The sequence below is a fragment of the Roseivirga sp. AWQ4_251 genome, assembly GCF_056158225.1.
Genome location: NZ_JBSWSW010000001.1, coordinates 2,553,030 through 2,571,796 on the forward strand (window position 1 = coordinate 2,553,030; position 18,767 = coordinate 2,571,796).

Below are 18,767 nucleotides of genomic sequence, written 5' to 3' on the forward strand. Positions count from 1 at the left end.
GCACTTTTATGAAACCTCAATATCTATTTCTCGCTTGTTTAATCCTTTTCTCTGCCTGCTCGGGCAATTCTCCAAAAGATGAATCACATAAGGAAACTTCTCCCATTATTGATAATGCCGCGAAGGCAAGACTAGACTCTACGCTCAAAGCTTTTATCACGGAAGGAAAAGTAGCTGGGGCTTCAGCACTGATTTTCGAAAAAGGCAAAGAGGTATATTATCATGCGGAAGGTTATGCCGATCGGGAAGCTCAAAGGCCAATGGATAGAAATACGATTGTAAAAATCTATTCCATGACCAAACCTATAACGGGCACCGCTTTAATGACCCTTTACGAAGAAGGAGCTTTTGAACTGGATGACCCCGTTTCAAAATATGCTCCTGAATTTGCCAACATGAAGGTTTTTGCGGGTTTGGATGACAAAGGTGAACCTATTCTGGAAGAACCGCATCGCGAAATGACCATTAGAGATTTAACAAGGCACACCGCAGGTTTCAGTAACAGCACAAGTTTACCCGATCTGGGGCCAATCATTGCCAAAGCTGATGCTTGGAACTGGAACAATTCCCTTACGGAAATGGCTGAGAAAATGGGGCAAACACCTCTTTATTTTCATCCAGGTGAGCAATGGGAATATGGCCCTTCGGTAGATGTTCAAGCGTTTTTAGTAGAACGAATTTCGGGCAAGCCTTACCATGAATATGTCAGGGAGCATGTATTGGATCCGCTGCAAATGAACGAAACACGCTATGTAGTTCCTGAAAGCGATATGGACAGACTTTCCGCGGCTTACAACCATAATGGCGATGGCACATTAACTCATATTCTTGATGAAGAAGCGCATGCCTTTAATGTAAAAAAACAGAACTTAACCCCAGGTGGTTTTGGCTTAACTTCTACCCTAGATGATTACATGCGATTCGCTCAAATGCTAGTTCACAAGGGTTCATTGGACGGAACTACAATTCTAAAACCCGAAACTGTGAAATTGATGTCCACAAATCATCTTGATGAAAGCATTGAAAAACGTTCTTGGCTGCCAAGCAAAGGGCAAGTGGGTTTTGGGATTGACTTTGCGGTACGCTTACGAAAGCCAGCTTCCAAAGAAGAAAACAATGGCGTAGTTGGAGAATTCTTCTGGGATGGTGCCGCTTCTACCCTATTTTGGGTCGATCCAGTTAATGAGCTTACCGCTGTGTTTTTCGTGCAAATCTTTCCTTATGACGGTTCATTGCACAAAGCATTTAGAGATGCCGTTTATGGCCCAATTGAAATTGAAGCCGAAAATAAATAAGGTCACATTTTCTTTCAAATACCCTAAAATTCAATCGTATTCTTACATTTGAATTTTAATTCAAAATTGAATGAGACTTCATATTTCAGGTTCAATCATGGGTTTAACCCTGATGTTCCTATGTGTTTTTAACCACATTTCGTGGTCACAAGAAGAAGGCAAAGGCTGGAATGACGGCAAATTGACTTGGGAAGACTTTCAAGGCGAACCCGAATTATTCGGTCAAAACATTTCGGAAATTCAATACACAATCGTTTTTCGGGCCAATAAGCTAAAATCCAACGATACCACTTTTGTGATTTATGAAACAGATGCACTCATGTTCCCCAAAGGTTCATGGGTAAAACCTGATTTCAAAGAGCCTATCATTTTAGTCTATAATCAGGTGATTTTCGACATTGTGGAATACCACAGTCGCTTGCTGGAAACAGAGCTTAACCAATCCCACAATGGGTTATCGGGCTACATCAATTCGCGAAGCATCACTAACGACTGTAAAAATATGATTCGGGAGTTTCAGAATTACACACAACAGGGCGCTGTTGAAGCAGGTGTTTTGGAATGGGATCGCAAGATTTCGGCTCTTTTGGATGAAACGCCTCCCTTACCAGTTTCTACAATTCAGCTTAAAGATTTTGGATTGGCTATGAATGTTGGCTTATCTTTTACTCAGTTGAATGGCGATGTAAAAGAGTATTTTTCCAACCCAGTAGGAATCGCTTTTGGTTTTGATTTCGCTTATAAAAAGACCACTCTTTTCACAAATTTCGCCTTAGACTTTAACAAGGTGACTCAAAACTTTGATTACAAAAACTTCGATTGGCAGGATGGTCAAAAGTCTCATACAGCCGTTATCGATTTGAGCATTGGTCAAACCATTTGGGAAGACAAGCGAAACAAATTAACGCCATTTGTCGGTTGGGGATTGATAGAATTTTCGGATGCCAGAACCGATGACGAATTCAAGGATAAGCACTTTGCAAAATCGGGATTGAGTTATGGAATCAATTATGAGGTGAACTTAAAAAGGACCGTAAACCTTGTTCCTGTGCTCTTTTACTCAGCTCGAAATCAAACTGAAACCAATCTTAGGTTTAGATTCTTTATGACTTCTTTGAATTCTAAATGGAAAGATGGCAATACGTTTAACGTTATGATTACCGCCAATTTCACTTCTCGAGGCATAAAATAAACCAGAGTGCAAGCCTGGATCAACAACAAACATATTTCGATTACTCAAATTGCGCCAGCGGCCATGAATTATGGTCAGCATCAACGGTATAATGCTGACCATAAACGCACTTACCAACTCGAAATTCCACTGGAAGAATTTGTTGAGAAGAACCAAAATTGGTTTGAGGCTTACCAAACGGATTCCATTCAAGATGCTGAAATTGACAAAGCAGAAGGCTTAGAGCTTCAGATTAAGTATGCTGATTCGGGTTTCCCTTCTCTTAAAGAAATGCTGAAGCACAACCTTCAACTGCTAAAGGAAATCACTCTCTTTTTTGATTATGATGTACTGGAGAATTTATTCACTGAAACATCATTCAATATCGAAGAGGACAGCTTTTTAATCAATTCAGTGGATGAAGTAGAAATTGGCGACAAGTTTATGCTGAAAGGAATAGCCTACATAAAACATAGACCGAAAAATTAGGATCCAATCCCTTCCTCTTCTTCGTTTTTCACCGCTTCTTCATTATCGTTTTTCTTCTTCTTTTTCTCCTTTGGTGGTTTTTCTCCCTTATTTTTCTTTTTGAAAATACCCATAATGCCACGTTTCTTTTGAGCCGTATCCGCAGCAATCGAATCGTTCATCATTTTCAGAAGCGTTAAAGAATCAGGTCCTTCAGGTGGTGGCGGTGACTGAGGAAATAACTCACCGAACTTCTTATTATAGTTCACCTGATCGATATTAAAACCATTATAACCTTCTGGTGCTGTTAAAATCAATTCTGTAACTACCGGCTTTTGCGCAGTATCCAAAGCTAGAGAATCGTTTAAATCCAGCACATTAACAGAAGTTGTATCCAAAACTCCGTAATGCACCAATTTGGGTTCAATTACATCGAGTTTATAGTAAGGCCTCTTTTTCAGAATTTTGTCAATCAAATAGGGATTCTCCAAAACTGGTCTTTCAGGGCGCGACCATATTTTTGTAATGAAAGAACGCTTTTTCCTATTGGTATACACAAAGCCTTCCTTTTCCTGAGAATAAGAACGGCTTCTTTGCATTCTAAACCCCTTGCCTTCGGTTGCCGCATAAAAAGCATCGCTTAGCGTATCTTCTCTTTCCCTTACAAAACCATAGGGCATTTTGGGAATGGTATCACCTTCAAAAATGGTAAAAGGGCTGAAGAATTGCTTTCGGTAGTCATCATCCAAAATCAGAGCAGACTGATAAGCCGGGCAAATATACCGCTGTGAGCATGACGACAGTATGCTCAAAAATACGAGTGATATAATGGTTCGGTTAGTCATCTGCCTGCTGGGCATTCAAATATCCATTTTTTATGGATAGCTTTAAAGTTTAGCTTAAATCAATTTTATTTTGAGGTTAACCATGGCTCATTCACTTATAAAAATACCGAAGACAATTCGGCCTCTCCACAGTTAAAAGTATCAATGAAACGGTTTGATTACATTATTGCAGGAGGAGGATCAGCGGGCTTAACCCTAGCGTATTTACTTTTAGCGGTCGAAAATAGCAAAAAAAGTATATTAATCATTGATAAAGACCCTAAAAACCAGAACGATAGAACTTGGTGCTTCTGGCAAAAGGAACCCAACCTGCTTGAAAATCTCATTTATAAATCTTGGAATGAAATAGCAGTGAAAGGTGCGGCATATTCAGCAAACCTTAACATAAAACCTTACAGCTATAAAATGATTCGAGGTATTGATTTCTACTCATTTATGAAGTCAGAGCTCAGCCAATTCACGAATCTAACTTGGAAAAAAGAAGAAATAAAAGCCATAAACCCTTCGGGTGAAGTTGAAACCGAAACGGAAAATTATACCGCAGAATTGGTTTTCGACAGTACTAAAACCCTAAACCAATTCAACATACCTTCGAGATATACTCAACTACTACAACATTTTAAGGGATATGTGATTGAAACTCCAAAACCTGTATTCAATCCAGAAATCTGCACTTATATGGATTTCAGAATACCACAAAATGGAGATTGCCGATTTGGCTATGTATTGCCCTTCACCGCCAATAAAGCTTTGGTGGAATACACGGTTTTTAGTGAAAATCTACTGAGCGAAAATGAATATGAATCGGGGGTTAGAAACTACATTGGCAACCAGCTTTCAATTCATGATTATAAAATTTTAGAAGAAGAGTTCGGCATAATTCCCATGACTGATTTTCCCTTCCCAGCTCAAAAAGGCAATGTTGTCAACGTTGGCATTTCCGGAGGATTTGCGAAACCTTCCACAGGTTATGCTTTTTTACGCACTCAAAAAATTCTTCAGCAAATGGCCAAAAATATTGTTTCGCAACTGCCGCCTTGCGAGAATTTACCTTTCCAAAAACCAAGGTTTAAAACTTACGATTCCACCTTATTAAAGGTGTTGAATTCTTCAGAATATCCTGCCCACCAAGTATTCACAAAACTCTTCGAGAAAAACGGAGCGCAAACCATTTTGAAGTTTTTAGATGAGGAAACCAGCCTATCCGAAGAATTGAAAATCATGTCTTCCACACCCATGCTTACTTTTGGAAAAGCCTTCATTAAAAGTCTGGGAAAATAAATTCAACGATTGAACATTTAAAATTGCAGAAGGGTTAAAACTAGATTGATATCCTAAACGAATCTTGCTAACTAGTCAACTGATAACAAGCCACACCTCTATGCTGGAACTTTGGTCTACACTTTCGCCCTTTGTGCTAGGTGTATATTATTTGGCAATATTTTTTGTGGTCATCAATATACTTCTTGAAAACCGAAACCCCCTTAAAACGCATTCCTACCTACTTCTACTTTTACTATTACCTGTAGGCGGACTTATCATATATCTATTCTTTGGTCAGAACATTAGAAAGCGAAGAATTTTCTCGAAGAACCAATTGATCAACACCGCTTTCGGTCAAAAATATGTAGATGAATACCTTTCACTGGAAAGGAATACTGAAGAAAATAAAGCGCTGATTAGCGAGAAGTTTGATAAACTGGTTCAGTTTTTAAATCGAGATTTGTCTCCCCTTTCTCGTAAAAACAGGGTATCCATTTTAAAAAATGGTGAAGAGAAATTCGCTGCGCTTTTAGAGGCCCTTTCACAAGCGCAAAGCCACATTCATATCGAATACTACATTTTTGTCAATGACAATATTGGCCAGCAAGTCAGCAAAATTTTGATTGAAAAAGCACTTCAAGGCGTTGAAGTCAGAATGATTGTGGATGGTGTTGGAAGCTTTCAATTGAGCAAAAGCTATTTCAAAGAAATGAAAAATGCGGGTATAGAGATTTATGAATTTATGCCTGTTCTTTTCCCTTCCTTCACCAGTAAAATCAATTACAGAAACCACCGGAAAATTGTGGTAATCGATGGAAAAGTCGGTTTTACGGGCGGAATTAACATTGACGACCGCTATATCAACAATGGCAAATTCAATACTTTTTGGCGCGATACTCACTTAAAAATTGAAGGTGAATCGGTAAAAACGCTTCAGTTTCTTTTTCTATTGAATTGGCAGTTTGTTTCCAACCAATCTTGGGAACCGAGCAGTAAATATTTCCCTAAAACGGAAATGGTGGGCAATTCAGTTTGCATGCAAATTAACGCCAGCGGCCCCGATTGGGAACTCGCCAGCATTATGGATTCATTCTGTCTCTGCGATTTATGCAGCCAGAAAATCCGTTCGCATTGCTACGCCATACTTCATTCCTAATGAAAGTATTCTGAATGCCATAATTACCTCGGCCAAAAGTGGCGTTTCAGTGGAAGTTATGGTGCCTCACAGTTCGGATTCATGGATTGTGCAAGCAGCATCCATGTCGTTTATGACCATGTTGCTTGAAGCAGGAGTTAAAATTTACCTTTACCAAAAAGGTTTTTTGCATTCAAAAACGCTCTCTGTCGATGGCGAATTTTGTGCCATTGGTTCTGCCAATATGGATTACCGCAGTTTTGATTTGAACCATGAAGTAAACGCCTACATCTACGATCACTTGATTACCTTAGAAGTGGATCAAAATTTTGAAAAAGATAAAACTGAATCCTCAGAATTAAACCTAGCCCGCTGGAGAAGCCGCTCTCTATTTCAGAAATTGTTAGAATCCATTTGTAGGCTGTTGGCTCCACTTCTATAAATCGAGTCGGTCTTTCCGGTTTTATATCAAAAAACAACTAAAACGGTTTATCGGCCTTTCAACACAAATTAATCAAAGCATAATTTTAGAAGGTTGCTCACGTCTGTCTACTCTTCTATTTTTGTGAATTCTTCCACAATACCATGAAAAAATATTTTGAATTAATCATTCTTGTTTGCGTTTTAGGCTTCGTTTCCATTGCTAAAACTCAGGACAACCCAGAGCCAACGCCATATGTGATTATGATTTCATTTGATGGTTTCAGGCATGATTACGTTGAAAAATTCAACGCTCCAAATTTCAAGAAATTCATTGCAGAAGGTACGGCTGCAAAATCTATGACACCTTCTTTTCCAAGTAAAACCTTCCCTAACCATTACACTTTGGTGACAGGGCTTTACCCTGGAAATCATGGATTGGTGGACAATAATTTCTATGACGAAAAGCTGGACCTCCGCTATAGCATCGGGAATAGAAATGTGGTTGAAAATCCTGCTTTTTATGGTGGTCTTCCGCTATGGCAATTGGTTCAACAAAACGGTATGAAGTCGGCTTCTTATTTCTGGGTAGGTTCAGAGGCGCCTATAGCTGGAAGTTACCCTTCATACTATAAAATTTATGACCAAAGCATAGACAATGAAGCCAGGATTGAAACTGTAACGGACTGGTTAAAACTTGAAGAAACTGATCGCCCACATTTTATTTCACTCTACTTTTCTTTAGTGGATAGTCAGGGACACGCTACAGGCCCAGATGCTCAAGAAACAGGTGCTTCAGTTCTGGAAGCCGATAGACTTTTGGGCATTTTGATGGAAAAACTTGAAGGAATTGACCTACCTGTAAACGTAATTATCACTTCGGATCACGGTATGAATGCTGTACCGATGAAAAACGAGAACTTAATTGCTACAGATGATTTCTTCTCAGCATTTGCTTCATCGGAATATAGGTTTGTAAACAGCGGTACTTTAGCTCATGTTTATGTAAATAACCCTAACAAAGTAGATGCGATTTTCAAAGCTTTAAAAAAGAAAGAAAAGCACTTTAAAGTTTACAAAAAATCAGATTTCCCTACCAATTGGCACTATAACAATGAACGTTCAGGAGAGATTGTTTTAGTTGCCGAAGGCGGTTATTCACTTACTTCTACAGATAGAAAACAGCATATGGTTAAGGGCGGAGGAGTTCATGGAGAACATGGTTACGATCCTTACACCACTCCAGATATGGGCGCAATTTTTTATGCCCATGGCCCCAATATTAAATCGGGACATAAAATTGAAAAGTTCGAAAATGTGAATGTCTACCCATTGGTTGCCCGTATTCTCGATATTCACAACCTACCCCAAATTGATGGCAAACTAGAAGTGTTGGAAGGGATTCTGAAGTAATCTACCATTAAATCAGATACACAGGGGCATCTAAAAACATATTATAAATTAAAAATACCACATTAAAACCCACTGAATTAAACTAATTAAAACAAGTCAAATCAATATTAATAATTACTTTTAGAGAGTTGTATTTGACTTATGAAAACTTTCTCTAAACTCTCCCTTCTCTTAATATTTGGCATCACAATAATCTTTGTTGCATTCCCCCTGAGATCTCAATCATTAGATCATAGTTTTCTCGCACAAATTGAGAAAGAAGGAGATATTGAGTTCATCAAAAAAGATGGTTTGGGAGGGCTATTCGTATATGGAAGCTTTCATAAGTTAAACGATAATTTTTTACGCAACAGAAAAGGAAAAAATCTAATCAGATTAGACAGTGACTTCAATTTTGACGCTGAGTTTATTGCTTCCGATTCTTTTGATGATTTTGACATTTCAAAAATCATTCCTTCAGGCAACAAGTTTTTAGTTAAAGCCCTTTCCGGCAGAGACTATGTTTATTTAATGAACTTGGATGGAAGTTTGGATGAATCATTCCAATTAGATGAATCCATCCTTTCTCTTGATCAAGTCATATTCTATGAGAATGGCTACTATGCTACAGCCTTCATGAACATCGATAATGTTTGGGATTATTTTTTAATAAGATTAAATCTAGATGGCAGCATCGATTCGAATTTCGGAACACACGTTTTCACAAGCCAACAAGACATTTTCTTACAAAAGGAAGGACAGCTGTTGTTCAATATGCCCTTAAACAAAACCACCTATGATCACCAAGAGGTAGATAAGTTGTTCCGAATAAACATTGATGGAACAATCGATAAATCATTTAATTTGGATGCAGATCTGAATATCAAAACCATCAGAATAGTGAGCATATTGGATGATGGAGCCATAATATGCTGGATTAATGACGCCAATTTTGGCAAAAAGTACGTAAAGCTTAATCCTGATGGAGAGCTAGATGAGAATTTTGATGGTAGTGGCCTTGCCTCTATTACAGACAACTACTATATCTCGATTGTTGAAGATTCAAACGCAAAGTTGTACGCTATTAAAGCCGAAGATTCTGGGGCTTCTGCAAACCATATCCAAGTATATAAACTTAATTCAAATGGAATTTTTGATAATGATTTTAATGAATCACCAATAAAATTCACCGATTCTGCTAAAGGTATTTTAGAGATAATCAATGGTGAACTCGTTGTGGCCGGACATTTTATTACAGAGCCTACGGATCCACACTTTTCCTTTCTAAGGATGGATTTGAATGGTAACGTGCTCTCAGATAAGCTAGACTTTCTACAGAGAGGCAGTGTATTTGGCGTTAAGAGCTTTGAAAATTCTGACATAGTCATACATGGTTCATTCTCGCTTATCAACAATCAAACAGCCTTTAATCTAGCTAAACTGAATCCGCAAGGACAATTGGTGTATGATTTTCAATCTAATATCAACGATGTATTTTGGTCTAAATACACAAACCTCATAGGAATCCAAGACGATTCTAAAATCGTAATTAGAACTCATGACTTCAATGGTGGGTCAATTTTTAGACTAAATTCAGACGGAAGCTATGATGAAGGATTTACTCAACAAAATTTCAAACAAGTATATGAGAAAATTGTAGTCCATTTACTCAATAATGATCGGCTTTTAGTTTCTGGAACCGACCTACATATGAACAATAGCGGCAATGGCTATGACTACGTGGTTCGCCTTGAGAAAAATGGCCAATTGGATAATAGCTTTCAATCCGAAATTCCAGTTTTAGAAGGGCAGGATGCTCAACTTACTCAAATACAAGATATAGCAGCATCAAGCAATGGAACATATATTCTAGGGGGATTTACAAAAGATTTTAACGTAAACGGTGGAAAACTAGATAACCTTATTTTGATCATTAATCCTGATGGCTCAATTAACAATACAGTTCAACAATTAGGTAATACAGGAAGTAGAATAATCACTACGGTTGCTTCTGGGAATGACAGGTTCTTTTCAGGTGAAAACATCCACAATATCTCGTCCCCTATTCACCTAACTCAGTATAGCAACGATGGGACCATAATAGACGATCAATCAATATATTTACCTCAAAGTAGTTTTATTCTAAGTATGCTGCCCTTAGAAAGCGATGCGTTACTTGTAGGGGGCACTTTCGATCAACTTAATGGAGAGTCAAGAAACAACTTAGCTAAAACTTCTTACGATGGCATTTTAGACCCTCTATTTAACTTTGACATAAATGGTTCTATTCAAGGTATATTAAGGTATGACCATGACCACATATTAATTGCGGGTAATTTCAACGAGATAAATGATATCCCAGTAATGGGAATAGCCAAAATCAAAATCACCAATACAGCGCCAACTATTTCAGGGACAGCTACACAGCTTTCTACGGATCAAAATAAACCTTTAGAAATTAAGCTCTCCGATCTTTTGATAAACGACCCCGATGAAACGCAAGAAAGTATATCGTTTAGAGTATTGGCAGGTGAAAACTATAGTTTTAAGGAGAATACAATTTTACCCACCCTCAACTATACTGGCGAATTATTGGTGAAGGTTAGAGCTAGCGATAATATCGATGAAGGGGAAATTACAAGCATCAGTATTAAAGTTAATCCTGTAGCTGGCCCACATATTGTTACCTCGACCCCAAGTAATAACAGTTCCGACTTCAACTCTAAAATTCTATCCTTTGAGTTTGATGAACCAATACATAAAGGAAACGGATCAATTCAAGTCACTGACCGTCAAAGTGAAGAAGTGTTTTTCAGTATTGGTGTGAACCATCCAAGTGTGGAAATTAACAACAATGTGGTATCCATTAAAATGAAAAAAATGCTACCCGAAGGCAAAACCGTAAGCCTAAGCATTTCAGAACATGCCTTCAAAAATGAAGAAAACATTTTCTTTAGTGGTTTAACATCAGGTAGTCTAACCTTTAGCACAAATTCTAGCCCCTTATTGATACAATCAGTTCCATCTAATCACAGTACAGACTTCTCTAATTCTAAAATCTCTTTAACCTTTAATGAAGCTATAAAAAAGGGAAGTGGAACAATTCAGGTGAAAAACTATGCAAATGACAATGTTTTGTTCTCAATTGGTGTAAATCACCCCGATGTCCAAATTCAAGAGGACATGGTTGTGATTAACATGAGATCATTTCTACCAACAAGTACAGAAGCATATATTTCAATACCACCTATGGCTTTTTCTGACATGAATGGAACAAACTTTGAAGGCACTGAAAACAAAAACCAGCTTAACTTTAGCACGGACTATCTTCCTGTACTTTCTTCTTCACTTCCTGCTGATAACTCAATCGAAGATCAGCCCATAAACTCAATTTCACTCACATTCAGTGAGCCTGTTGAAAAAGGAATGGGGCTTGTTGAGGTCATCAATTCAGAGAATGAAAACAGGTATTTCTCTCATGGCATTAACTACAAGGACATTTCCGTCAATGGCAATACAGTTACCATCATCTTAAAAAACGAGATTCCGATTGGGAACACAGCCTACATTACCCTGGGTAGCAAGACCATAAAAGATCAGAATGGCAATTTCTTTGAAGGAATCTCAGATCCAAATGTTTTGAATTTTTCTGCTATAGCATCATCTCCATCCTCACCAGTCTATAGCAATATCTTCGTGAATGAAATAAGCTCACAGGAAACAGGAATTGGAATTTATCCAAACCCTGCCAGTGAAAACATTACCGTAAACGTATCGAAAATTGAAGGCCCTTTGTCTCTTGAACTTATTTCTTCCACTGGAGCCAGCGAACATCAACAAGCTTTATTGGGCCAGCAAAAAATCAATTTAGACGTTTCTTCTATTCCTGAAGGAATGCACATTCTTGTAATAAAATCCTTAACTCAGGTATTTAAAGAAAAACTGATAATCAAGAGATAGGCACTATTTTGAACATAAATGATCCACATGTTGCGATCATTTATGTTCAAAATTAAAGATTATATTCATGGACAATTCTACAACCATGAAACATCCGCTAACCTCTATCCTATTCACTATGTTCATCAGCCTTGCCCTATGTGGTTGCGCTGGTGGTGAAAGACAATTCAAGTCTCAGCGACAATATTTCCCTCAAGAACTGAAGGCGCTTCACTTCGGCATGAATATAGAAGAAGCCAGAGTTCAAATCCCTTCGCTAAAGGAGGTTGAAGAAACAGACTTCAGAAAGGTCTACATTCAGGAATTAGGTGGTTCAACCATCAGTGCAATAGTTTATTATTTCTCAACTAATGGCAGCGAACCACTATACGAATTTATCATCAACTACAACTCGGAATCTGAACGCGATTTAGCTGCAAAAAAATTACTGGGTTCACCAAACCATAAAGGCAACGAATGGAAATTCAACTCCGGCCTTGGCTATCCTATTCATGCATGGACCTACCAAAAGAAACTGATCATAGTGGGTGTTCTTCCCGGAACGGAATGGGATGGAGAAGTGCTTTAAAGGATTATGTTAGGCTGGTCATTCTGCTTATCTTCGCACTAGAATACTTAGAGCAAAATGGGCAAGAACCTTCGCAATATTTGGTACGTAGCCTGCCACGGCAGCCTTCTTCAAAAAGGAAAAACCTTGGAAAAGGAGATCGATTCTGAGAAAATTCTTTTAGGAAGGGATGAAAACGGGAAAGCTTTTGCTCTTCGTAATCAATGTCCGCACCGAGGCATTCCTTTGACTTATGGCACTTTCGATGGCTGCGAAATAGAGTGCTGCTATCACGGGTGGAGATTCAAAACCGATGGTACTTGTTCTAAAATTCCTGCGCTTCCGCCCTCTTCAAAATTAGACGTTTCTAAGGTCAGGGCTCCGTATTATCCTGTTCGGGAAGTTCATGGTATTGTGCTTATTTATTTACCAAAAGATATGCGGAAACCAGAGGATATGGACGAAAGTCTCTTTCCTCAGTTTCCGTTGAGCGAAGACCTAACATTCGATTTTGTAACTGCCAAACCCATGGCTTGCAGCTTGGATCATTCGGTTATCGGCTTGATTGACCCAGCTCACGTTCCGTTTGTTCATCAATCTTGGTTTTTCAGAAAAAAGACCAATCTGAAATTAAAAACTAAGCATTTTGCTCCTTCTCATTTAGGCTTTAAAATGGTTCGCCACGAACCCTCTAAGAATTCGGCAGCCTACAAAATCCTTAAGAAGGAACAGACTACGGAAATTAGTTTTCAACTACCAGGCATTCGTATAGAGCACATTAAAGTAGGCAGTGACGATATTGTGATCATGACTTCGCTAACCCCTGTGAACGAGAATGAAACTGAACTCAATCAGTTTGTCTACACGAATATTAGCTGGTTTAAAATACTGAAACCTATTTTTTACCGCTTCGCAAATACATTTATTCAACAAGATGTAGACGTGTTTTTCAAACTGAAAGAAGGATTACAGAATAATCCGCCTCTAATGCTAATGGGCGATCCTGATATGCAAGCCAAATGGTACAATGCGATTAGAACGAGATATCAAAAATGTCAGGATGAAAAAATTCCGTTTGAAAACCCCATTCAGGAGCAAACGCTTCAATGGCAAACCTGAGTTAAAAAATCATATTTCAGATACAAATTAGTATATTTACCACAAGTAAAAACCCATAGCACTTTCTCTTTTTTTTAACTGAAATAACTTTTTATGTCGTACTGGTCTATTCGAAATTTTGCTGTTCTAGCAATTATGAGTCAGATTATTGTTTTTTACAATGCAAAGGCACAATCAGGAAAGGACTATATAGTAACTTATCAAGGAGATACTGTTATGGGCACAATAGAGGAACCGATAAAGTATTTCGATCAAGAACTGACCAAAGTAAATTTCAGAAGTATTGGAGGGGAAACTAGGACTTATTATCCTGGAGATATTGTAGCTTTTCGTAAAAGTTATCAGCACTATGAATCTTTGGTTGAAAAACTCTCTGATTTCGAGGGGAATAAAACCTTTTTTGCCAAAAGAGTAGTTGACGGATATGCTAAACTCTATACATACTCCTATACTTCACAAACAACCACTCATTACGGTAATTCAAATATCAAGGGAACACCACAAGACAATGTTAAATATTTCCTTTCTATAAAGAAAGGTAGTCTTATTTCTATTTCCCCAAAGCTTCAACATTCTGGGGACCAAATTTTCTTTACAGATTATCCTGAAATACATAACAGACTTGTTAGTGACAGAACATATGCATTAAACGTGGCTGTTTCTGATTACAATAAGAAATTCAAAACTGAAAGCTCTCCCAAAAGTGATTTGGGTGAAAATGGAAAAGCTGTAATCTACTTGGTTAGAAGACCTTCTTTCATGTATAATGGAGAATTATCAATAAAACTTGATAACAAAACTATCGCATCGATAGAAGAAAACGAATTCATTAGATTTTCATTTTCTGAGGAAGGGTATAAAAAATTAAAAATTAAGGCTAAAGGGATTAAAAAGGATGTTTCCTTTTATGCCCGAATAAACCAAGTAGTCTTTTTAGAATTTGCTACTGGTGATATTTCAACAATCCTACCAACAACCGAGGAAGAAGGACTAAAACTTATGGAAGGAGCAAGTAAAATTGAAGTATCTATTCAGTAATATTTTCTAAACCTTCTCTAAGCTTTTTTGGCAAGCTATCAACGACTAATTGATAGGAAAGATCGATCAATTCTTTAAAAAGTTTTTCTGAAACTGTGCCGTCTGTCATAACGGAATTCCAATGGGTTTTATTCATGTGCCAACCCGGTCTTATACCTGCTTCTGTTTCCCTTAATTCAGCAGCGTATTCAGGGTCGCACTTTAAATTGACAAATTCGTAGGTATCGAGGCCTGTTAAGGCAAACATTTTACCCATCACTTTAAAAACCAAAGTATCAGGCCCAAAAGGAGTTTCTTCCGTTACGCCCTTTTTGGAAATACAGTAAGTGCGAAATTCATCAATAAACATGATTACATTCTGGAAATGTAGCGAGCAATAATCACTGTTAAGGCAATCAAAAACATGATTATAGAAATCTTGTTGATGGTATGCATGGCCTTAATATTGAAGTTTGAAGGACGGTTCGGGTCTTTCTTTCTGAAGAAATAACCTAAAACGGGGTTGAAATTAAAAGCTTCTTTGGCCTTCAATTTAGAATCCTTTTGATCATCATTTTTCACTTCTTCGCTCATAGCCATATTCCTTTAAACTTCTTCACTAACAACTTCTGGCTCAATCCAGTTGCCATCGGCTCTGATAATTTCTATCAATTCGTCCACTGCATTTTCTGAAGGCACACCGCGCTTCATCACTTCTTGTCCCTTATACAGCGTGATTTTACCCTTTCCTGAACCCACATAACCATAATCAGCATCGGCCATTTCTCCTGGGCCATTTACAATACAGCCCATAATTCCGATTTTCACGCCTTTAAGATGGTCCGTTCTCTTTCTGATCATTGCTGTGGTTTCTTGAAGGTCGAACAGTGTTCTTCCGCAAGAAGGGCAAGAAATGTATTCAGTTTTTGTCATTCTTGTGCGGGCAGCCTGAAGAATACCAAAAGCAGTTTCGTTCTTAATTTTGGCGTCTTCCAACTGAAGATTTCTGTCTTGTAGCTTATCTACAACAAGCATAACTCCATCTCCAAAACCATCAATCAGTAAACCACCAATATCCGTTGAGGCATGAATCAAAAAGGCCTCAGGATCGGTAATTGCATAATTTCTGCTAACTATTACAGGCACATTCAACTTACGCTGAACAAGCTCAAAGAAGAACCTCCGTAGCGCAGGCATTGCGTGCTCATTATCCGTTTCGAGAAGAACCACAATGTTAGAAGCCTCCAGCACCATCATTACATCTTCATTGATTTCTGAAGCATTAAGCTTTAAGAAATTCAAATGATCATCGGCATTTTCAGCTTCGGCCAGTTGATCGAATGTGTAAACAGGATAACGATTTGCCTTTTCTTCCAAACCGTTCCACACAGGATAATCGACTAACTCCTTAAGGCCATTAGGAAGCATAAAAGGCACTACCGCACTTCCAGTATAGATGTAATCCGCGCCTTGGTCATTCATTCGCCATTTATCGGGTTCGGGCAAATAGAAATGGCCAATCGACTTCAAATCCTTTACCTCCACATTTTCAATTTGGCTGAAGTCGGCAATTACCCGAGGCACGTTTGAACCACCAATGTTCACCACTTCCCGCGACAATCGTTTATGATATAGAAATGGGTCGATGGGATTTTCTTCGATTTCTGGAATGGGTGAATGACTAGAACGAGCACCGTAACGATCTACCAACTTTTGAGCCACTGGTGCTTCATATTCTGGTGCTTCAGTTAGAGAAACTCGAACGGTATCTCCTATTCCATCTTCCAGCAAAGTACCAATACCAACAGCCGATTTTATACGACCATCTTCGGCTTCTCCAGCTTCTGTAACTCCCAAATGCAAGGGATAAGGTTTCAGACCTTCTTCATCGAGTTTTTGTACCAATAATCGGTAGGCTTCTACCATTACCTGCGTATTGCTCGATTTCATTGAAAGCACGATATCGTAGAAGTTCAAATCTTCGCAAATGCGCAAAAATTCCAATGCTGATTCTACCATACCTAAAGCCGTATCTCCATATCGGCTCATTATGCGATCGGACAAAGAACCATGATTGGTACCAATTCGCATGGCGGTTCCGTGTTCTTTGCAAATTTCAACCAGCGGAGTGAATCGTTCTCGAATTCTTTCAAGCTCCGCCTGATAGGTTTCGTCAGTATATTCTATGTTCTGAAATTTCTTTTTGTCAGCGTAATTTCCTGGATTCACCCTAACTTTTTCTACGATTTGAGCGGCTAATTCTGCCGCATTAGGTGTGAAATGAATATCGGCTACAAGAGGCACGTTGCATCCTCTTTTTCTCAATTCAGCCTTAATATTCCTGAGGTTTTCTGCTTCTTTTAAACTAGGAGCCGTAATTCGCACCAACTCACAGCCAGAGGCTACCATGCGAAGCGTTTCTTCTACAGAACCCATAGTGTCCATGGTGTCAACGGTAGTCATGGATTGAACCACAATCGGATTGTCTCCACCGATGATCACGTCTCCCACCTTTACGGGAATGGTTTTTCTTCTGCTATATTTTACAAGACTGTTACAGTATTTTTTAACTGATGTAACTGCTGAATCCATGGGCCTTTTGATTGCTTCAAAGTTAACAGGAATTGAATTAAAATGTTGGTTATACCAAAACCTTTGAAGGAAGTAGACTGCTAGAAGTTCCGTTTAACCCTGAAGGGGTTTCATTCAACAAGTAAGGTCGAAAGGCCTTACAATACAGATGCAAAAAGTAAAGCCCTGAAAGGGAGTAATCAGTCCCAAACAAATCGTTCATCATATTCAACATCATATTTTTTCAGAAAAGCTAAATACTCGGCTTTAAAACTCTTCTTTGAATGATGCTCATCTTGATTTTGAATATAATCAACCACTTTATCTATTTCAGATGGATTTACAGAGAAGACTCCATAACCATTTTGCCAATAAAAATCCCTTAAGCTTTCATGCTTAGTTTTAGCCCAACGTGAGGAATTTGATTTAAGTTTTTCAATCAGTTTTGCCAACGCAATGTTTTTGGAGAGTAGGCACAAAATGTGAATGTGGTTTTGATGACCTCCAATTTTTATTGGAGTACACTCTAAGGAACGGCTTATTCCCCCTAAGTACGCAAACAACTCCTCCTGAAATGGTGAGAACAAAAAGGGTTGTCTGTTTTTAGTGCTAAAAACAATATGAATATAATTTTTAGAAAGAGATTGGCCCATAACTAAATCCCGCCCCTTTAGGGCTCCAAAAGCATTATGCCTTATTTTAAATGGGCTATGCCCATTTCTATCAATATTTCACCCCGATGGGGTTTCATAATTTAATTAACAAACAGAGATGATGCAAAACTAAATATCTCCCAACTGTGGGCGTAATACGATTTCTTCAATTACGGTTTGAGGAGAAAGAGCATGAGCAGAATAAATAGCATGAGCAATATCTTCAGCTTTCATAAAACGCTCTTCAGGAAGGTCAACGCCTTCCCAACTCGCGGTATAAGTGGCCCCGGCCAAGATGGATGTAACGCGAATCCCAAAAGGTTTCATTTCTTCTCGAAGTGCCTTTGTAAAGCCTAATAAAGCAAATTTAGAAATTGAGTAACTGCCTCCATTCGGGTAAGATTGAATGCCAGCAATAGAACCTGTGGTAAAAACATGTCCAGATTTTTGCTCAATCATATCACCGATTAAAGCCCGTGTAAGATGATAAGCGCTATAAAGATTCGTTTCAATCATCATTTCCAGACTTCCTTCTTCTTCGTTGTAAACACTTCCTGGAATAAATACGCCTGTATTATTCAACAACATATCGACCGGGCGATTGAGTGACTTAACAAAGTCGGCAAATGCTAAAACTTGAGCTTTATCGGAAAGATCAGCCTTTTTTGCCCAAACCTCGCTACTTGGATAAGAGGCTTTCAGTTCTACCACCAATTTTTCGAGGTCTGCTTCATTGCGAGCACAGGTCACAATATCGAAGCCTTCTGCCAAAAACTTTTCTACTGTTGCTCGTCCAATACCCTTGGTTCCTCCCGTGATAACAGCCAGTTTTTTCATATCGAATAATTAATTCTGAATTTTGCGTTTAACAATCGACCTGAAATTAGGTTTAATTGTTCAATTAAGGTTGG

17 protein-coding genes are annotated in these 18,767 nt (G+C 38.4%); 11 read left to right on the forward strand and 6 right to left on the reverse strand.

Annotation, left to right across the window (positions count from 1 at the left end):
- Nucleotides 1-8: 8 nt before the first annotated feature.
- The 3 genes from ACXACJ_RS11085 (at nucleotide 9) to ACXACJ_RS11095 (ending at nucleotide 2,955) form a co-directional block, all read left to right on the forward strand.
- Complete coding sequence (locus ACXACJ_RS11085; RefSeq protein ID WP_475134432.1) at nucleotides 9-1,295, forward strand: serine hydrolase domain-containing protein; 1,287 nt, start codon at nucleotides 9-11, stop codon at nucleotides 1,293-1,295.
- 70 nt (nucleotides 1,296-1,365) lie between these two features.
- Nucleotides 1,366-2,487: a hypothetical protein gene (locus ACXACJ_RS11090; RefSeq protein WP_475134433.1), complete on the forward strand. Its 1,122-nt coding sequence runs from the start codon at nucleotides 1,366-1,368 to the stop codon at nucleotides 2,485-2,487.
- 6 nt (nucleotides 2,488-2,493) lie between these two features.
- Nucleotides 2,494-2,955 carry a hypothetical protein gene (locus tag ACXACJ_RS11095; protein ID WP_475134434.1) on the forward strand — a complete coding sequence of 154 codons (462 nt, stop codon included), beginning with the start codon at nucleotides 2,494-2,496 and terminating at the stop codon, nucleotides 2,953-2,955.
- Here ACXACJ_RS11095 and ACXACJ_RS11100 read toward each other — a convergent pair.
- Complete coding sequence (locus ACXACJ_RS11100) at nucleotides 2,952-3,794, reverse strand: hypothetical protein (protein ID WP_475134435.1); 843 nt, start codon at nucleotides 3,792-3,794, stop codon at nucleotides 2,952-2,954. The two genes, ACXACJ_RS11095 and ACXACJ_RS11100, sit on opposite strands and share 4 nt — an antisense overlap.
- 129 nt (nucleotides 3,795-3,923) lie before the next feature.
- Here ACXACJ_RS11100 and ACXACJ_RS11105 point away from each other — a divergent pair, with 129 nt between their 5' ends.
- The 8 genes from ACXACJ_RS11105 to ACXACJ_RS11140 all read left to right on the forward strand — a co-directional run bounded on the left by ACXACJ_RS11105 (nucleotide 3,924) and on the right by ACXACJ_RS11140 (nucleotide 14,653).
- Nucleotides 3,924-5,060, forward strand: a complete 1,137-nt coding sequence (locus ACXACJ_RS11105; protein ID WP_475134436.1) for a lycopene cyclase family protein — start codon at nucleotides 3,924-3,926, stop codon at nucleotides 5,058-5,060.
- A gap of 100 nt (nucleotides 5,061-5,160) precedes the next feature.
- On the forward strand, nucleotides 5,161-6,198 hold the full coding sequence (cls, locus tag ACXACJ_RS11110; protein ID WP_475134437.1) for a cardiolipin synthase: 1,038 nt from the start codon (nucleotides 5,161-5,163) through the stop codon (nucleotides 6,196-6,198).
- Nucleotides 6,191-6,619: a phospholipase D-like domain-containing protein gene (locus tag ACXACJ_RS11115; protein WP_475135085.1), complete on the forward strand. Its 429-nt coding sequence runs from the start codon at nucleotides 6,191-6,193 to the stop codon at nucleotides 6,617-6,619. The genes cls and ACXACJ_RS11115 overlap by 8 nt, the downstream gene beginning before the upstream one ends.
- Before the next feature lie 143 nt (nucleotides 6,620-6,762).
- Nucleotides 6,763-8,010 (forward strand): alkaline phosphatase family protein, encoded by a 1,248-nt coding sequence (locus ACXACJ_RS11120; protein WP_475134438.1) that lies wholly within the window; start codon nucleotides 6,763-6,765, stop codon nucleotides 8,008-8,010.
- Between the two features lie 141 nt (nucleotides 8,011-8,151).
- Complete coding sequence (locus ACXACJ_RS11125) at nucleotides 8,152-11,949, forward strand: Ig-like domain-containing protein (protein ID WP_475134439.1); 3,798 nt, start codon at nucleotides 8,152-8,154, stop codon at nucleotides 11,947-11,949.
- A gap of 67 nt (nucleotides 11,950-12,016) precedes the next feature.
- A complete protein-coding gene (locus tag ACXACJ_RS11130; RefSeq protein ID WP_475134440.1) occupies nucleotides 12,017-12,517 on the forward strand; it encodes a hypothetical protein in 501 nt (166 codons plus the stop codon).
- Between the two features lie 57 nt (nucleotides 12,518-12,574).
- Nucleotides 12,575-13,615, forward strand: a complete 1,041-nt coding sequence (locus ACXACJ_RS11135) for a Rieske 2Fe-2S domain-containing protein (RefSeq protein ID WP_475134441.1) — start codon at nucleotides 12,575-12,577, stop codon at nucleotides 13,613-13,615.
- A 135-nt stretch (nucleotides 13,616-13,750) separates the two neighbouring features.
- Entirely contained in the window at nucleotides 13,751-14,653 is a 903-nt protein-coding gene (locus ACXACJ_RS11140) for a hypothetical protein (protein ID WP_475134442.1), read from the forward strand.
- On the opposite strand, the gene ACXACJ_RS11145 is transcribed toward ACXACJ_RS11140, so the two are convergent.
- The 5 genes from ACXACJ_RS11145 to ACXACJ_RS11165 all read right to left on the reverse strand — a co-directional run bounded on the left by ACXACJ_RS11145 (nucleotide 14,643) and on the right by ACXACJ_RS11165 (nucleotide 18,693).
- Complete coding sequence (locus tag ACXACJ_RS11145) at nucleotides 14,643-15,002, reverse strand: MmcQ/YjbR family DNA-binding protein (protein ID WP_475134443.1); 360 nt, start codon at nucleotides 15,000-15,002, stop codon at nucleotides 14,643-14,645. The genes ACXACJ_RS11140 and ACXACJ_RS11145 overlap by 11 nt on opposite strands.
- Before the next feature lie 2 nt (nucleotides 15,003-15,004).
- Nucleotides 15,005-15,226 (reverse strand): DUF6728 family protein, encoded by a 222-nt coding sequence (locus tag ACXACJ_RS11150; protein ID WP_475134444.1) that lies wholly within the window; start codon nucleotides 15,224-15,226, stop codon nucleotides 15,005-15,007.
- Between the two features lie 12 nt (nucleotides 15,227-15,238).
- The gene (gene ispG, locus ACXACJ_RS11155) at nucleotides 15,239-17,224 is read right to left on the reverse strand and encodes a (E)-4-hydroxy-3-methylbut-2-enyl-diphosphate synthase (RefSeq protein ID WP_475134445.1); all 1,986 of its coding nucleotides are present in this window, start codon (nucleotides 17,222-17,224) and stop codon (nucleotides 15,239-15,241) included.
- A 179-nt stretch (nucleotides 17,225-17,403) separates the two neighbouring features.
- Nucleotides 17,404-17,856: an IS200/IS605 family transposase gene (gene tnpA / locus ACXACJ_RS11160; protein ID WP_475134446.1), complete on the reverse strand. Its 453-nt coding sequence runs from the start codon at nucleotides 17,854-17,856 to the stop codon at nucleotides 17,404-17,406.
- A gap of 129 nt (nucleotides 17,857-17,985) precedes the next feature.
- On the reverse strand, nucleotides 17,986-18,693 hold the full coding sequence (locus ACXACJ_RS11165; protein ID WP_475134447.1) for an SDR family oxidoreductase: 708 nt from the start codon (nucleotides 18,691-18,693) through the stop codon (nucleotides 17,986-17,988).
- Between the last annotated feature and the right edge of the window lie 74 nt (nucleotides 18,694-18,767).

Bases quoted from the DNA above. Each gene is read 5' to 3' on its own strand.
- ACXACJ_RS11085 (WP_475134432.1), top strand. From the start codon at position 9: ATGAAACCTCAATATCTATTTCTCGCTTGTTTAATCCTTTTCTCTGCC.
- ACXACJ_RS11090 (WP_475134433.1), top strand. From the start codon at position 1,366: ATGAGACTTCATATTTCAGGTTCAATCATGGGTTTAACCCTGATGTTC.
- ACXACJ_RS11100 (WP_475134435.1), bottom strand. From the start codon at position 3,794: ATGCCCAGCAGGCAGATGACTAACCGAACCATTATATCACTCGTATTT.
- ACXACJ_RS11105 (WP_475134436.1), top strand. From the start codon at position 3,924: ATGAAACGGTTTGATTACATTATTGCAGGAGGAGGATCAGCGGGCTTA.
- cls (WP_475134437.1), top strand. From the start codon at position 5,161: ATGCTGGAACTTTGGTCTACACTTTCGCCCTTTGTGCTAGGTGTATAT.
- ACXACJ_RS11120 (WP_475134438.1), top strand. From the start codon at position 6,763: ATGAAAAAATATTTTGAATTAATCATTCTTGTTTGCGTTTTAGGCTTC.
- ACXACJ_RS11125 (WP_475134439.1), top strand. From the start codon at position 8,152: ATGAAAACTTTCTCTAAACTCTCCCTTCTCTTAATATTTGGCATCACA.
- ACXACJ_RS11130 (WP_475134440.1), top strand. From the start codon at position 12,017: ATGGACAATTCTACAACCATGAAACATCCGCTAACCTCTATCCTATTC.
- ACXACJ_RS11135 (WP_475134441.1), top strand. From the start codon at position 12,575: ATGGGCAAGAACCTTCGCAATATTTGGTACGTAGCCTGCCACGGCAGC.
- ACXACJ_RS11140 (WP_475134442.1), top strand. From the start codon at position 13,751: ATGAGTCAGATTATTGTTTTTTACAATGCAAAGGCACAATCAGGAAAG.
- ACXACJ_RS11145 (WP_475134443.1), bottom strand. From the start codon at position 15,002: ATGTTTATTGATGAATTTCGCACTTACTGTATTTCCAAAAAGGGCGTA.
- ACXACJ_RS11150 (WP_475134444.1), bottom strand. From the start codon at position 15,226: ATGAGCGAAGAAGTGAAAAATGATGATCAAAAGGATTCTAAATTGAAG.
- ispG (WP_475134445.1), bottom strand. From the start codon at position 17,224: ATGGATTCAGCAGTTACATCAGTTAAAAAATACTGTAACAGTCTTGTA.
- tnpA (WP_475134446.1), bottom strand. From the start codon at position 17,856: ATGGGCCAATCTCTTTCTAAAAATTATATTCATATTGTTTTTAGCACT.
- ACXACJ_RS11165 (WP_475134447.1), bottom strand. From the start codon at position 18,693: ATGAAAAAACTGGCTGTTATCACGGGAGGAACCAAGGGTATTGGACGA.